General features: G+C 39.3%; 9 protein-coding genes and 1 CRISPR repeat array. Of the genes, 7 read left to right on the forward strand and 2 right to left on the reverse strand.

The window, feature by feature from the left end; translation table 11 throughout:
• Positions 1–50: 50 nt before the first annotated feature.
• From cas3f to AU255_RS03280, 7 genes are all read left to right on the forward strand, one after another.
• Complete coding sequence (gene cas3f / locus AU255_RS03250; protein ID WP_233144643.1) at positions 51–3,398, forward strand: type I-F CRISPR-associated helicase Cas3f; 3,348 nt, start codon at positions 51–53, stop codon at positions 3,396–3,398.
• Between the two features lies 1 nt (position 3,399).
• On the forward strand, positions 3,400–4,866 hold the full coding sequence (csy1, locus tag AU255_RS03255) for a type I-F CRISPR-associated protein Csy1 (protein WP_080521540.1): 1,467 nt from the start codon (positions 3,400–3,402) through the stop codon (positions 4,864–4,866).
• Positions 4,863–6,044 carry a type I-F CRISPR-associated protein Csy2 gene (gene csy2, locus AU255_RS03260; RefSeq protein WP_080521541.1) on the forward strand — a complete coding sequence of 394 codons (1,182 nt, stop codon included), beginning with the start codon at positions 4,863–4,865 and terminating at the stop codon, positions 6,042–6,044. The genes csy1 and csy2 overlap by 4 nt, the downstream gene beginning before the upstream one ends.
• A 40-nt stretch (positions 6,045–6,084) precedes the next feature.
• Positions 6,085–7,128, forward strand: coding sequence for a type I-F CRISPR-associated protein Csy3 (gene csy3 / locus AU255_RS03265; RefSeq protein ID WP_080521542.1), 1,044 nt, complete (start codon positions 6,085–6,087; stop codon positions 7,126–7,128).
• Positions 7,125–7,748: a type I-F CRISPR-associated endoribonuclease Cas6/Csy4 gene (gene cas6f / locus AU255_RS03270; protein WP_080521543.1), complete on the forward strand. Its 624-nt coding sequence runs from the start codon at positions 7,125–7,127 to the stop codon at positions 7,746–7,748. The genes csy3 and cas6f overlap by 4 nt, the downstream gene beginning before the upstream one ends.
• A 151-nt stretch (positions 7,749–7,899) precedes the next feature.
• Complete coding sequence (locus tag AU255_RS03275) at positions 7,900–8,325, forward strand: TA system antitoxin ParD family protein (RefSeq protein ID WP_080521544.1); 426 nt, start codon at positions 7,900–7,902, stop codon at positions 8,323–8,325.
• Entirely contained in the window at positions 8,312–8,899 is a 588-nt protein-coding gene (locus tag AU255_RS03280) for a zeta toxin family protein (protein ID WP_080521545.1), read from the forward strand. Before AU255_RS03275 ends, AU255_RS03280 begins: the two co-directional genes overlap by 14 nt.
• Before the next feature lie 145 nt (positions 8,900–9,044).
• A CRISPR array of direct repeats spans positions 9,045–13,040; the repeat unit is 28 nt; unit sequence GTTCACTGCCGCACAGGCAGCTTAGAAA.
• Between the two features lie 178 nt (positions 13,041–13,218).
• Here the strand turns inward: AU255_RS03280 and AU255_RS03285 are convergent.
• Complete coding sequence (locus AU255_RS03285) at positions 13,219–14,484, reverse strand: NRAMP family divalent metal transporter (protein WP_233144537.1); 1,266 nt, start codon at positions 14,482–14,484, stop codon at positions 13,219–13,221.
• Between the two features lie 304 nt (positions 14,485–14,788).
• On the reverse strand, positions 14,789–15,805 hold the full coding sequence (gene ilvC / locus AU255_RS03290) for a ketol-acid reductoisomerase (protein WP_080521547.1): 1,017 nt from the start codon (positions 15,803–15,805) through the stop codon (positions 14,789–14,791).
• Positions 15,806–15,912 lie beyond the last annotated feature (107 nt).

Consider the following 15,912-nt stretch of genomic DNA (forward strand, 5'->3'; position numbering starts at 1 on the left):
AAATGATGATTGAGGATGTTTTAAATGAGTTTAAAGGATAAATAGCTATGATGGTCACCTTCGTCTCACAATGCGAACACAAAGCTCTCAATAGAACCCGCCGCGTATTAGATGCCTTCGCAAATCGTATTGGCACCAACACCTGGCAAACGGTCATTACTGAAGATGGCTTGGATGCGGTTAAAAAATTATTACGCAAAACGGCAACGAAAAATACGGCCGTTTCGTGTCATTGGATACGGTCGAGGAGTCGCAGTGAATTTTTGTGGGTGGTGGGGAATAGAAGAAAGTTTAATTTTGAAGGGGTTGTGCCGGTGAATTATACACAAAAGGAAATAACCCAATATATGGATAAAAATCAATGGCAAACACTAAATGTAATTCAATACGCAGCGGCTATTTCTGCGTTATTTCATGACTTTGGTAAAGCGAATACATTATTTCAAAATAAAATTAACCCTGATAAAAAAACAAATTCATTTGAGCCTTATCGCCATGAGTGGGTATCGCTAAGGTTATTTCAAGCATTTGTGGGCGATAAAGATGACATGCAATGGCTAAATACATTGAGCCAAATTGAATGCGATGAATTTTCTAAGTGTTATAAGGATGGCTTGAATGGAAGAAGTGTTGCTGATAATCATCCTATTGAAAATTTACCACCATTTGCTAAATTGGTCGCTTGGCTTATTCTTACACATCATAAACTGCCGATTTATCCTAAATGGAAAGTAAATCAACCTCCACGTTTAGAATATGTTAATCAATGGTTTATTGGTGAACATAGTAATTTTGATGCTATCTGGAATTCACATAACTGTAAAGATCCAGAACTAGAAAAATTGATAGCACAAAACTGGACGTTTAAAAAATTACCTGTAGCGAGTATGCAATGGCGTTCCAAAGCTTGCATGGTTGCCTCTGAGGTTAGAACAAAATTACAACCATTGTTACAACAAAAAACCGATTGGCTAAATGGTCAAATTTTTACAACACATCTATCACGTCTTTGCCTAACTTTAGCGGATCATTATTATTCTTCTCAAAACATCACGCCAGAATGGCAAAACCCTAATTACGATGTTTATGCCAATAGCGATAGAGAAACAAAACAGCTTAAGCAGAAACTTGATGAACATCTTATAGGTGTTGCTCATCATGCCCAGAAAATTGCCAAAGCATTGCCTAAATTTAATGCTAGTTTGCGTTCATTGGAGGAAAACTTTTTCCTTTCTAATAATGTAAGCAAGAAACATAAAGAAAAATTTGGTTGGCAGGATGATGCAAAAAAGTTAGCGGGGCAAATGAGTAAAACCAGTATTGAGCAAGGTTTTTTTGGTATTAACATGGCTTCTACTGGAAAAGGAAAAACATTAGCTAATGTAAAAATAATGTATGCACTTGCTAATGAGACAGGACGGGTAAGATTTAGTGTTGCACTTGGTTTAAGAACGCTGACATTACAGACTGGGCGAGAATACAGAACAGAATTAGAGCTTACAGATGAAGAACTAGCTATTGCAGTCGGTGGTACGGCAGTAAAACAACTGTTTGAAAATGAAGAAAATAAACGCATAAATATAGAAGAGCAAGCAACTCAACCCGAAACGGGGAGTGAATCACAGGATGAAATTTTAGATAAAGATTTATATGTTGATTACACAGGTGATATTTACCAACATAGTCTCAGTGAATGGACAAAGACAAATGATTCGTTAAATAAGCTTATTCATGCGCCTATTTTAGTCAGTACCATTGACCATTTAATGCCAGCCACAGAAGGGACAAAAGGTGGTAAACAAATTCCTGCCATGTTGCGTTTATTAAGCTCTGATTTAGTGCTGGATGAACCCGATGATTTTGGGCTTGAAGATTTACCTGCATTATGCAGGTTAGTAAATTGGGCGGGTATGTTAGGCAGTCGAGTTCTATTATCGACAGCTACCATGCCACCAGCTTTAGTTTATGCCTTATTCCAGGCCTATCAGCATGGTTGGGGAGAGTATGCTAAAGCCAATATTTCTCATTGGAATGGTGAAATTGCTTGCGCTTGGTTTGACGAGTTTAAAAACACTTACAAAGATGGGCAAGAACAATACAAAGACTTCCCATTATTTAAAAAAGCACATGAAAATTTTGTAAAAAAACGCATTAAGAATCTGAATGCCGAGACTAAACCGCAACGAAAAGGGAAGATTATTAATGTTGAGGACTATGAAGGAATAACGGTTATTGCCATTATGGCAAAAGCCATACAGACCAATGCAATAGAGCTGCATAAAAATCATCATCAAGCTCAAAATAATATCAATATTTCCATTGGTTTAGTGCGTATGGCAAATATTAACCCATTGGTTGCAGTTGCTAGAGAGCTATTGAAGTTAGATGCTCCCGCAGATATTTGTATTCATTACTGCATCTATCACAGCCGCTATCCTCTAGCGATACGTTCTCATTTAGAAAGTAAGCTGGATAAAATTCTTAATCGTAAAAAACCAAATGAGATTTGGCAACAAGACGGGATAAAAGATAAATTGCAAGAACATCCTCAAAATAATCATATTTTTATTGTTTTGGCATCGCCTGTAGCGGAAGTAGGGCGTGATCATGATTATGATTGGGCAATTGTTGAACCCAGTTCAATGCGTTCTATTATTCAATTAGCAGGGCGTGTGTTAAGGCATCGAGATGACATACCTGAAACGCCAAATATTCTTTTACTGAATAAAAATTATAAGGCTCTTTCTCCTTTAAATAACAATATTTGTTTTGAAAAGCCAGGATTTGAGTCAACGGAATTGAAGGTCATTAAATCACATGATTTGAATGATGTTTTAACCGCCAAACAATATGAAGAAATTAATTCTATTCAGAGAATTACACTGCCAGAGCAATACCAAACGATTGGAGGCTGTTATAAAAATTTAGTTGAGCTAGAACACAAGGCTTTGGTTAAAAAACTGTTATCAGGAAATGAACCCGCTAAATTATGGTGGGAAAGCAACCCCCAATGGTGTGGCGAAATGCAAAGGCAACAGCGATTTAGAGATTCAAAAAAAGATGAAGCTTATTATCTTTGTCTTAAAGATGAGCATTCAAATACCTATTGGCAATGGAAAAATGAAGCTGTTTATCCTCCAAAATTAGGTGATCTAAGTGGTATAGAAATTAACGATGATGTACCGATCGAATTTGGAAGTAATAGTCATTTTTGGTTTGATTTAAGTGCAAAAACAATCTATTTCGAATTAATGAATGACCCAAATATTGATATGGATGATTTATTAGCAATTAGTTATCGTTTTGGTGAAGTACGTTTAATTGAATATAACAAAAATGAAATTAAACAATACAGTTATCACGAAAATTTAGGGCTGTATCAAAAAATAGGAGATTAGGATGAGTGAAGAAGCCAGAAAGCTTGAAAGCTGGGAAAGTGTGATTGTTGATTTTTTTGAAAAAAAGATAGCACAGTCCAAACTTTATAAAGTAAGAGAGTATATTGAAAAGAAAGACAAAGATATTAATTCAGAAAAGGATATAAAGAAGGTTGAAAAGCTAATTAAGGCAAAAGAAGACAAGCAAAATGAACTAAATGAATTAAGAATTGACGCTCCTTCAACTGAGATTAGGCTGTGGATAGATAAAGCAAGTCAAACAAAAATTGCGAAAGGAAAAAGAATAATTAAAGCAACTCATGTTTTAAGATTTTCTCATAGCTCCTCATTATCTGATGGCTTTATGCTGGAAGAAAAATCTAATGATATGATTCTTACAACGTCATCACTCAAAAAAACGCTCACATATGATTTAGCTCATAACAATGGTGCATTAATTACTGTATCAAGGTTTTTAGCTTTGAAGTTATCAGAAAAACTGATAATTGACTTAATTATTGATGGAGATTATAGCTTTTTAAACCCATTTGCTGAAAATCAAGAGCAGCTTGAAAAGTGGAGTAATGGATTCGATAAAATTGTTGAAGAAAGAGAAATTAAAACAGCAGATAAAGCTAAGCAAATTTACTTTCCTTTAATTAAAGGTGATGAACAAGTTAGTATAGATAATATTAACTACCATTTAATTACGCCTTTATTTTCATCTTCTTTAACTGAAGAGTTTTTTACTATTGTAAGTAACCTTAAGTTTGGTAAAGAACAAGAAAATATTAGGAAGCAATTAAAAGTAAGTAATGAAAACTCACCTAAATATCACCATAAAGCATATATTGATTTCCCAAGTTTAGGAATACAAAAATTTGGAGGCGCACAACCACAAAACGTTTCAATGCTTAATAAAAACCGCAGTGGAAAGAGTTATTTATTTTCATCTCAACCCTCTACTTGGCAAAGCCAACTCAAGCCGCCTATTTATAAAGCTTCTTTCTTCGATAATTTTAGCACTAGCCATATTAATGAAGATATTAATTATCTTCGTGATTTTTTGCTTCGTTTTGAACGTATTGACCTAAGTATTAAAGACCCTAAACGTTACGCTCATCTAGTCCGTTGGGTGAATAGCATCATTGATGAAGTTTTGTTTTATACCGCGAGCATTCAAAAACTGCCGCCTGATTGGTCTGCAACAGATAAGATTAAATTAAAACCTGAACACCAATATTTTCTTGATCCTTATCGAGCCGAAAAAGAGTTTCAAAACCAACGTTTATCCACAGATTGGCAAACGATTGTTTGTAATGATTTTGCCAGATGGCTTAACAATAAACTAATAGGTCAAGAGAAAAAATTTACCCCACAGTCTGGGCATACACGTCTATGGAAAAAATTATTTGAAGAACCACTAAGAGAAGATGTTGAAGCCATTAAAACGGAAATCAAATATAACCAACAGGAGAAAAAGGTATGAGCCAGTATATTCTGCTAAATCGAATAAAAGTACAAAATGCCAATGCAATTGCTGGTTTTACTTGGGGCTTTCCTGCGATTACCCATTTTTTAGGCTTTACTCATAACCTCGCTCGCAAACTGGCAGAATCCGATAGATTTAAGGATATTTCTTTAACAGGTTGTGCGGTCATTTCACATCAGCATCATGTGCATACTTACCGTTCCTCTTATGATATTGAGTTTACTCAAAGCCGTAACCCGCCTTATTTAGATTCACATAATAAAGCAGATACGCCCCCCGTCATTGAAGAAGGAAAAATGAATATGACGGTTTCATTGCTGATTGGCTATGAAGGCAATATAGGCAATCGTCAAGATAGTTTTATCAAATGGCTTAGCAAAACCTGTCTTTTACAACGTTTAGCAGGAGGCACAATCCTTAATATTAAAAACATAGAGTCTTACACACTAGATGAAAATAACATAAGAATCATCAAACGTAAGTTATTACCAGCGTTTGTATTAATAGATCGTTCTAATTTCCTAGAAGAACACTATCAAACAAAATTGACTGAAAATAATGAAGTTGAATTACTTGAGGCATGGCTGGATTTTGTGGCTCTCAAGCAAAAAGCACGGCCTAAATCGGATTTAATCAACAAGTATATCCAGACATTAAATAAAAATAATTCAGATAACCTACAAGAAACTCAATTGTTTGAGAGTTGGCAAAAACATCTGCAAACGCCTTACCAACAAGAGCTTATTCCCGATGAGCTAATAACTTATTTTAACGAACTGGAAAAAAGCAAAGCCCATGAAAAATTGTTAGCACAGTGGCAAAATTATTGTAAACCCGATGAAAAAACCGATGCGGATTGGGAGTATATCGACAAACCTAAAACAGGCTATTTAGTTCCCATCATGACAGGTTACAAAGCCATATCCAAAGTTTATGAGAACAAGGATGTAGAAAACACCCGAGACGATGAAACCGATGTTTGCTTTGTTGAATCAGCTCACAGCATTGGTGAATGGCAAAGTGTGCATCGGCTAAAAAATGTAGACGAAATCAGTCACTGCTTATGGCACTACGATTACGAAGAAAACTGGTATTTATGTAAACAAAAGCAAATACAACAGCAAGAAACGAGTAATAACGAAATTATCATTGAAAATCCAAATGATGATTTCTGACTAAAACACTATTATTTAATTAAATGACAAGGAAAAAACAATGACTATGAAATTACCAAGCCTACTTTCATTTGAACGCAAACTAGAAACCTCTGATGCACTGATGTATTCAGGTAATTGGAGTGATATTGGTATTGAAACAATAGAAAATGAACAAGAAATAGAGGGTAAAATTAGAAAAATTGAACGACCAGCTTGGAAAGAAATTCCTATTACTAAACGTAATAATCGTTCCACACAAAGTGCTTACGGTATTGATGATGCAAAAAAATCTGAGCCTAATCCTGTATCATCAGATAGTGATGATGCTAATTTACCGCATAATAAAGATACCTTAAAAGTCAGCTACACATTAAGAGTTATTGGAAATGTAGGTAAACCTTTTGCTTGTAATGTTCCTGATTTTGAAACCTTAATTACCGAAAAAGTTAAAACTTTTAAAGAGAGTGAGACAGGACTAAAACAATTAGCTTCTCGTTATGCTTATAACATTGCTAATGGGCGTTTTCTATGGCGTAACCGAGTTTGTGCTGAAAACATAAAAATACATGTCTTTCATGGTGAAACAAATCCTCCTTTAGAATTTACAGCGTATGATTTTGCATTAAATAATTTCGATGAAAATAGTGACAATAATAATCTCAAAAAATTAACCGAAGTTATTCTAACAGGGTTAAATAGTCATGAAGACTTTATCTTTCTTAAAATTGATGCTTATGTAAAACTGGGCAATGGTCAACATGTTTTTCCATCTCAAGAAATGAATATGAATGAAAAAGGTAAAATATTATTCAAGCTGAATGAATGTGCAGCCATACATAATGTAAAAATAGGGAATGCCTTAAGAACGGTTGATAATTGGTACGATGCTGCTGAATTCCCAATAGCGGCAGAACCCTATGGTTCAGTGACACAAAGTGGTCAAGCCTATAGAAAAAGTAAAAATGATTTATACACGCTTATGGAAGCATGGGTAAATGAAACAGAAAACAAACTGAATGATAATGATAAAAGTTATATTATTTCTAATTTGATTCGTGGTGGTGTTTTTAGTGGAGAAAGTAAAAAAAAGGCTAAGAAATGAAATACTACATAGAACTAACCTTAATACCCAATGATGAAATCCCGCTTCATTTTCTCTGGGAAAAACTCTATCAACAACTGCATTTAGCACTGGTCGAAAACCTTATTATTAAGGAAATTAAAAAAAATATTAAAGGTGAAGAAATCGAAAAAAAAATATCAAAAGTTGGTGTTTCTTTCCCCAAGTACAATAAAGAAAAATGCTATTTGTGCAATAAATTACGCTTATTGGCATTGGAAAAAGAGTATCTGGAAGCCTTAAATCTGGATAAATACTTTGCTAGACTTACAGATTATGTTCATCAAACCTGCATAAAAGAAATTCCAGTAGATAAAATCACTGGTTATGCTTTTTTTAAGCGTGAGCAAGTTAAAAGTAATAACGAACGATTGGCCAGACGTAGAGCAAACAAAAAGGGTATTTCCAATGAACTGGCACTTAATTTTTTTACAAAAAAAATGGAAGTAAAAAGCAAAGCACCATTTATTTACATTAAAAGTCAAAGTAATGGTAAACGCTATCCTTTATTTATTTTGATGGAGGAAGCCAGTATAAAGTCTGAGAGTGCAGAATTTAGTTCTTATGGACTAAGTAGTATTAGTTCTGTGCCTATTTTCTGAAAATTTAGAGAGAGGGGGAGCTGTGACTAGGTTTTACCCAAGTGTTCACTGCCGCACAGGCAGCTATAGCCCATGGTTTTGAAACGGCAACGCCATATTGTAGCAATCTGCTACAATATGGCGTAATAACAATCAATAATGAGATTTAACTATGGCAAAAGCAGCGTCTCCAATTCGGTTACAACAAAGTTTAATGCAAGCGGCAGAATTATCGGCCAAACGGTTTCACCGTAGTACAGCAGAACAAATTGAATATTGGGCTGATCTGGGGCGGAGTGTGTCATCAGTCTTAGATCCTGATGTATTGTTATCCGTAGTATCAGGCGTGGTTACAATAAAAACAGAACCTGTTTTTAGTTCCAGTATTGACCCAGATAAAGTTTTTCAATCACTGGAAAATGACCGCAAGGAAGGAGCCTTAAGCAATACGATCACAACGAGTGCTATTAATTACCAAGCCTCAATAAAACATCCTGGGTATTTGGAACAAATTGACCCAGCGGGCAATATAACAACCGGCCAATTTGAGAATGGGCAGTTTATAGCGCTAAAGGCTGAGTTGCTTGAAAAAAGATAAACAGCTTTGGCTGCTTGCGGGTGGTAATGGCGCAGGCAAAAGTACGTTTTACCAAACACGACTACAACCCTTAGGGTTGCCTTTTATCAATGCAGATGTATTGGCAAAACAGCTTTATCCTGAGCAGCCAGAACAACACAGTTATGAAGCCGCTAAAATTGCCGCAGCGATGCGTATGCAATTATTACAAGAGGGGCGTAACTTTTGTTTTGAAACGGTGTTTTCGCATCCGTCAAAAATAGACTTTGTGGCGCGAGCAAAAGCAATGGGTTATCAAATTGTACTGGTATTTATCCATTTAGAACTCGTCTCGCTTAACCAGGCACGAATTGCACAGCGAGTGAGTGAAGGTGGGCACTATGTACCAGAAGAAAAAGTCCTTAGCAGAATTCCCAGAGTATTACACAATATTCAACAAGTTTTGCCTTTATGTGATCACAGCTACCTATTAGATAATTCACGCTTCGATAATCCTTTCCAGCAAATCGCTGAAATACACACCGGACAACTTTTAATACAAAAAGAACCGTTGCCAGCGTGGGCACAAGAATTGCTGAAAGATTATTTGGATTGAACACAGGTTATTTTGACCAAAGTTTTTTAAGCTCTTTAAAAATATATATAAATTAATAAGTTATAAACGGCAAAAAATTATTGGTGTTTTGATGGAAAAAAACCTAACTGCCTGTTGTAACTATTTTTTTGTGCTTTATACTGTAGTTCACTGCCGCACAGGCAGCTTAGAAAAAAGCAAAGGCTTTACGATGAAATAACGGGTTGTTCACTGCCGCACAGGCAGCTTAGAAACATTGCAGTCAAATGAGTTTGTAATAAGTGTGGTTCACTGCCGCACAGGCAGCTTAGAAAAGCTATCTGGAATTAATCTCAATTCACCGTTTGTTCACTGCCGCACAGGCAGCTTAGAAAAAAGTATAAGGGTGAGGATAAAAATGGTTTAAGTTCACTGCCGCACAGGCAGCTTAGAAAACGCGCGCTTGATTGGGCCGAGGGATTAAGAGGTTCACTGCCGCACAGGCAGCTTAGAAAGTGATTATGGGGTTTTTCTGCGCACAGCTAAAGTTCACTGCCGCACAGGCAGCTTAGAAAGATGCAAGTGTTCTAAGCTCTAATAAAAAAGGGTTCACTGCCGCACAGGCAGCTTAGAAACGACAGTATAAAATTGGATGATGGCGGGGAAAAGTTCACTGCCGCACAGGCAGCTTAGAAAGCCATACATGCTATTAAAAATACTAAATGAGCGTTCACTGCCGCACAGGCAGCTTAGAAAGGCAATGTGTACTCACCATCAACTGACAAGCCGTTCACTGCCGCACAGGCAGCTTAGAAATGCTAACATTGCTACGTTAAAACCGATAACCGGTTCACTGCCGCACAGGCAGCTTAGAAAGTCATTGCAAAGTTAAAAGAAAAGAGCTGGGTGTTCACTGCCGCACAGGCAGCTTAGAAAAGCGGCGCTTTAAGCAATTTATTAATCAAACTGTTCACTGCCGCACAGGCAGCTTAGAAAGGTTGAATTAACCATGGGACATCCTAATAGTAGTTCACTGCCGCACAGGCAGCTTAGAAAATAGAAACTGATGGGGGTAGAGGTTATACGGGGGTTCACTGCCGCACAGGCAGCTTAGAAAGACTGAATTAACCATGGGACATCCTAATAGTAGTTCACTGCCGCACAGGCAGCTTAGAAAGTCTGGTGCGGATCTTGCAATTATCCCTCACTGTTCACTGCCGCACAGGCAGCTTAGAAAAGTAGAGTACCCATACAAGTTTAAAAACAATCCGTTCACTGCCGCACAGGCAGCTTAGAAAAGGTAGTTACTCATGTGCCAGGGCGTTTGTCAGGTTCACTGCCGCACAGGCAGCTTAGAAAGTTTAAATACATAGTTAAAATTGAAGATGTAAGTTCACTGCCGCACAGGCAGCTTAGAAAAGGCAGACCTTTTAAGTCTGATAAAAAGCAGCGTTCACTGCCGCACAGGCAGCTTAGAAATGGTTTTAATGTTCTGCATAAAATATTAGCTAGTTCACTGCCGCACAGGCAGCTTAGAAAAATGCTGATTCGCCTTCCTTTGATACTACTGAGTTCACTGCCGCACAGGCAGCTTAGAAATAGCAACAATTGTTCATCTTCGGCACACGAACGTTCACTGCCGCACAGGCAGCTTAGAAATGGAAGCGAGGATCATTATTTAATAATTGATAGTTCACTGCCGCACAGGCAGCTTAGAAATACTTCAAATGGTTCTAGTGATGAATCGCGCCGTTCACTGCCGCACAGGCAGCTTAGAAAAGGAGTCAGTCTGATGACGGGGTTCGCGTGATGTTCACTGCCGCACAGGCAGCTTAGAAACATTGAAGTTGATCTTCCTAAAACTAATTGTTGTTCACTGCCGCACAGGCAGCTTAGAAATTCTACTATGAAGGATGTTACATGCTTACGCAGTTCACTGCCGCACAGGCAGCTTAGAAATATAAGGTGTAAATTGCCTGATGGGTCACAGGGTTCACTGCCGCACAGGCAGCTTAGAAAAACTACAGCTTGCAATTCTGTATTCGATGAACGTTCACTGCCGCACAGGCAGCTTAGAAAATCATCACAAAAGTATTCAGTTGGACAAACTCGTTCACTGCCGCACAGGCAGCTTAGAAATGAGCGTTTTAGTCGTTGGGGATCTTCAAGTAGTTCACTGCCGCACAGGCAGCTTAGAAATAAATTAAAATATCCTGGCGGTTTTAAATTTCGTTCACTGCCGCACAGGCAGCTTAGAAATGTTCCAGAAAATGACACGGCACAAAACAATGGTTCACTGCCGCACAGGCAGCTTAGAAAGGCATAGTATATGTTGGTCTCCTGAGCTAAGTTGTTCACTGCCGCACAGGCAGCTTAGAAAATTACTTTAATTAGCACATCTATTTTTAAATTGTTCACTGCCGCACAGGCAGCTTAGAAAATATTGGTGATCCTGCACTTCGCCGATTTCGCCGTTCACTGCCGCACAGGCAGCTTAGAAAAAGTTCTGAATGTATAAAAATTTCAATTTCCAGTTCACTGCCGCACAGGCAGCTTAGAAATTATTCGTGCTTATGAATCTATAATTTATTTTGTTCACTGCCGCACAGGCAGCTTAGAAACAGGACATGGGTCTGTTTACTTTTTTAAAGATGTTCACTGCCGCACAGGCAGCTTAGAAAAGTACGGCCAGTGATGGGACAATTACCAAGTTGTTCACTGCCGCACAGGCAGCTTAGAAATGAAAGCATGATGACTAAGAATTCGCCATTAGGTTCACTGCCGCACAGGCAGCTTAGAAACGCTTCAGTGGTTTGAATAGTGGCTTTAATCGGTTCACTGCCGCACAGGCAGCTTAGAAAACGTTAGATGCGCAGCCAGTTTATGTCACAATGTTCACTGCCGCACAGGCAGCTTAGAAACAACGAAAAATTAGGGCCATCATCTAAAACAACGTTCACTGCCGCACAGGCAGCTTAGAAATTTTGAGGGTAGGCCGGATTTTCGTGAATCTTGTTCACTGCCGCACAGGCAGCTTAGAAAGATACAAAAGGTAATTTTGCTTTACCAGCGATGTTCACTGCCGCACAGGCAGCTTAGAAAGGTTGATGCATTTATGGATGATAGGCTGTCTAGTTCACTGCCGCACAGGCAGCTTAGAAAACTGATAAAAGGGAAAAGCCATCTCAGGAATGGTTCACTGCCGCACAGGCAGCTTAGAAAACCTGACGAATTTCATTATTTCCACTCCAACTGTTCACTGCCGCACAGGCAGCTTAGAAAAATTATGAACATCTAGTTTAAGTTCAGAAATAGTTCACTGCCGCACAGGCAGCTTAGAAATTCTTCATGTCCTTCGGGTCACGAATCTCCTGGTTCACTGCCGCACAGGCAGCTTAGAAATACTGACAAGCTGCATGAGATCCATGATGCGATGTTCACTGCCGCACAGGCAGCTTAGAAACTGTAAACTGGATGGCCACGCCGCATACTCGAGTTCACTGCCGCACAGGCAGCTTAGAAACATTGGGCATATAGCGGAGATCAGGATCAGCGGTTCACTGCCGCACAGGCAGCTTAGAAATACCGGAACAAACAAATTATATTGCTAGTCAAGTTCACTGCCGCACAGGCAGCTTAGAAAGCTTGGAAGTGAAACACTTGTCATTTCAACAAGTTCACTGCCGCACAGGCAGCTTAGAAACAAATAAATATCGACATCGGCTTTCAAGCTATGTTCACTGCCGCACAGGCAGCTTAGAAAAGTACAACACGAACTCATCGACCAACCCACTAGTTCACTGCCGCACAGGCAGCTTAGAAAACGGATAGCTAACCGGCAATCTATGGGCAGCAGTTCACTGCCGCACAGGCAGCTTAGAAAATTCCAATGCTTTGCAGCATATTCAAAGAATTGTTCACTGCCGCACAGGCAGCTTAGAAAACGCCGGTGACAATGCCACGGTAGTTCTGGCCGTTCACTGCCGCACAGGCAGCTTAGAAAAGGAAGTGCTCCATTTAAAAATTGGTCAGAAAGTTCACTGCCGCACAGGCAGCTTAGAAAAAAGTGTGGAGTACTACACTGGCCGAAGCCCTGTTCACTGCCGCGCAGGCAGCTTAGAAAATTGCGTGATGGCCGCTCGATCCCGGTGACATGTTCACTGCCGCACAGGCAGCTTAGAAAATAAATAGCGTGTTACGTGTTACGTGTTACGTGTTACGCGCTACGTAGTTCACCGCTGTACAAGTAGCTTCAGTATAAAGTCATGTTGATGTTAAGGTGATACGATTTAATTAAAGTTAAGCTGATCTCAATGATTTTGATGAGTTATTGTGTGTGTTTCATTCCAGCAATAGCTGTTTTAAAGTAGCAAATAAGCAATTGAACAAGCAACCATAATGACCAGGCTCAGCCAGCACCAAACCCACATCACTTTCCCGGGGCGCGCATAAGCGGGCACACTTTTACCAAGCATAGCCAGCGTATTTAATCCAGCAAGTACAGGACCAACTACAAATGCGATTATGGTTGCAACTTTAACCATGGCCTGCATAGATGTTAAAAAGAAAAACAATATCAATACCGTGCCTGCAACTGTAAAAATCAACCAAAAAAGATAATGTCTTTTCTGGTTTTTATGATTCATCATTTCTGGAAACAGTAACTCACTGGAGGCACTGAGTGTTCTGGGGTATGCATCCAGACAGGTCGGTGTGGTGCTGAACATAGTGGTAAATGCCGCTACCGCAACAATGGGGTATGCCCAGCTACCCAGTGATTTCTGGTATAAGTCCATTAATTGTCCTGCAAAGACTGTACCATCCGGGCTAAATGTTTCTCCGCTGCCATACATAACCAGCCCGCCCAGTAATAAAAAGCAGATGGCGAGAAAAGCAGTGCCAAAAAAACCTACGCGAAAATCAAATAATGCGGCTTGCATATCGGTGGTTTCACCTGAGCTTTCATTGTTTGATTCTGCCCAGATAGAGTGCCAGACGGAAATATCGATCGGTGCAGGCATCCAGCCCAAAAATGTAGCCAGGAAAATTAAATGCGCTGTTTCATTAAAGGAAAAATGTACCTCTGCGGTTTTGTAATAGCCTGGGTTATTAAAGATCAGCATGGTCACTGCTAATACTGATGTAATTGACAAAATCAGAATAATAATCTTTACCAGTTTATCCAGTAACCTGTATCTGCCCGTTGCCAGCAGAATAGAGCAGAGTATTAGCAGCCCCAGACTAATCAGTACGGCTAATCTTTGAGGATCAAGCCCGCCTAAGGATTCTAAATGGAAAATGTTGATTAACAAGCCTGCTGTCACTACTGTCACAGCAGACTGGGTGATCAGCATGGACATCAAGGTGATTGCGATATAAATCCAGACTCCCCAGCTGCCTGATTGTTTATATCCATGAAGAATATTACGACCGGTTGCTGCTGTATAACGAGGTCCGAATTCAAAAAAAGGATATTTCACCAGGTGAATGATTAAAATAGCCAGGATCAGATCAAACCCGAACATGCCGCCCGCTTTGGTGGATTGAACCAGATGGGAAACGCCAACAGCTGCGCCTGCATACATAAGGCCGGGGCCAAGTTGGGATAATAAACTTCTTTTGGTCATTTTCATATGTTGCAGTGCCCTCGGATTTTAAGACAATTTGTCTTTGTCGACTGTCTATAAGTTAAGGTCTTCATTCTGTGTCTTGTCGCATTGGGCGGAGGAGTGCGTAGCGTGATGATATGGATTCTGCTCTGTAGAAAGGCATTCCAATTCAGGTAAAGGAATCAGAGTGAGTCAGGTTGTTAGTTGGATATTTGCAAGTTGGAATGGCGGGCGTTTTCCGGTTGCATGCTTAAATTATTAATCAGGCATAAAAAAAGCCCATCAAAAATGGGCTTTTCTGTACAGCTATTGTGGATTAAATCTAGTTTTTAGTTTTATCAACAATTTGGTTTGCGGCAATCCAGGGCATCATAGCGCGAAGTTTTGCGCCTGTTACTTCAATTGGATGCTCGGCATTTAAACGACGTTTAGCGGTCATTTCAGGGTAGTTGGTCATACCTTCCATGATGAATTTTTTGGCGTATGCTCCTTCTTGAATGTTTTTAAGTGCTTCACGCATTGCTGCGCGGCTTTCTTCGTTAATGACTTTAGGGCCAGTAACATATTCGCCATACTCTGCATTATTAGAAATTGAGTAGTTCATGTTTGCGATACCACCTTCAAACATTAAATCAACGATCAATTTTAATTCGTGTAAACATTCAAAATAAGCCATTTCCGGCTCATAACCTGCTTCTACTAATGTTTCAAAACCCATTTTCACAAGCTCAACAGCGCCGCCACATAATACCGCCTGTTCGCCGAATAAATCAGTTTCTGTTTCTGCGCGGAAAGTCGTTTCGATAATACCTGAACGACCACCACCAATGGCAGAAGCGTATGACAGGCAAATTTCTTTCGCTGTTCCTGAGGCATCCTGATGGATAGCGATTAAATCAGGAATACCACCACCACGCGTAAACTCAGAGCGTACTGTGTGTCCAGGTGCTTTAGGTGCGATCATGATCACATCTAGGTCAGCGCGTGGAACAACTTGATTATAAAGAATGGCAAAACCGTGAGCAAAAGCGAGTGCTGCACCTTGTTTGATGTTAGGCGCAATTTCTTCTTTATAGAGTTGTGACTGAAATTCATCAGGCGTTAAAATCATAACTACATCTGCGTTGGCAACTGCAGTTGCAACATTTTCAACCTTTAGACCACAAGCTTCAGCTTTAGCAACAGAGCTGGAGCCTGCGCGTAAACCAACAACAACATCAACACCTGAGTCTTTTAGGTTGTTAGCATGCGCGTGTCCTTGTGAACCGTAGCCAATAATAGCAACTTTTTTACCTTTGATGATTGAAAGGTCAGCGTCTTTATCGTAATAAACTTGCATTTGTTTTCCTGTATTTTAAATAAAATATTTCATTAAGAATGTGCAGATCATTGCAGGATGGGGCGCTAGCAGCGGCTTTGCAAAGTCGAAAAATGAGCCCCATCTTG

The organism is Methyloprofundus sedimenti (genome assembly GCF_002072955.1).
Taxonomy (GTDB): Bacteria; Pseudomonadota; Gammaproteobacteria; order Methylococcales; family Methylomonadaceae; genus Methyloprofundus; species Methyloprofundus sedimenti.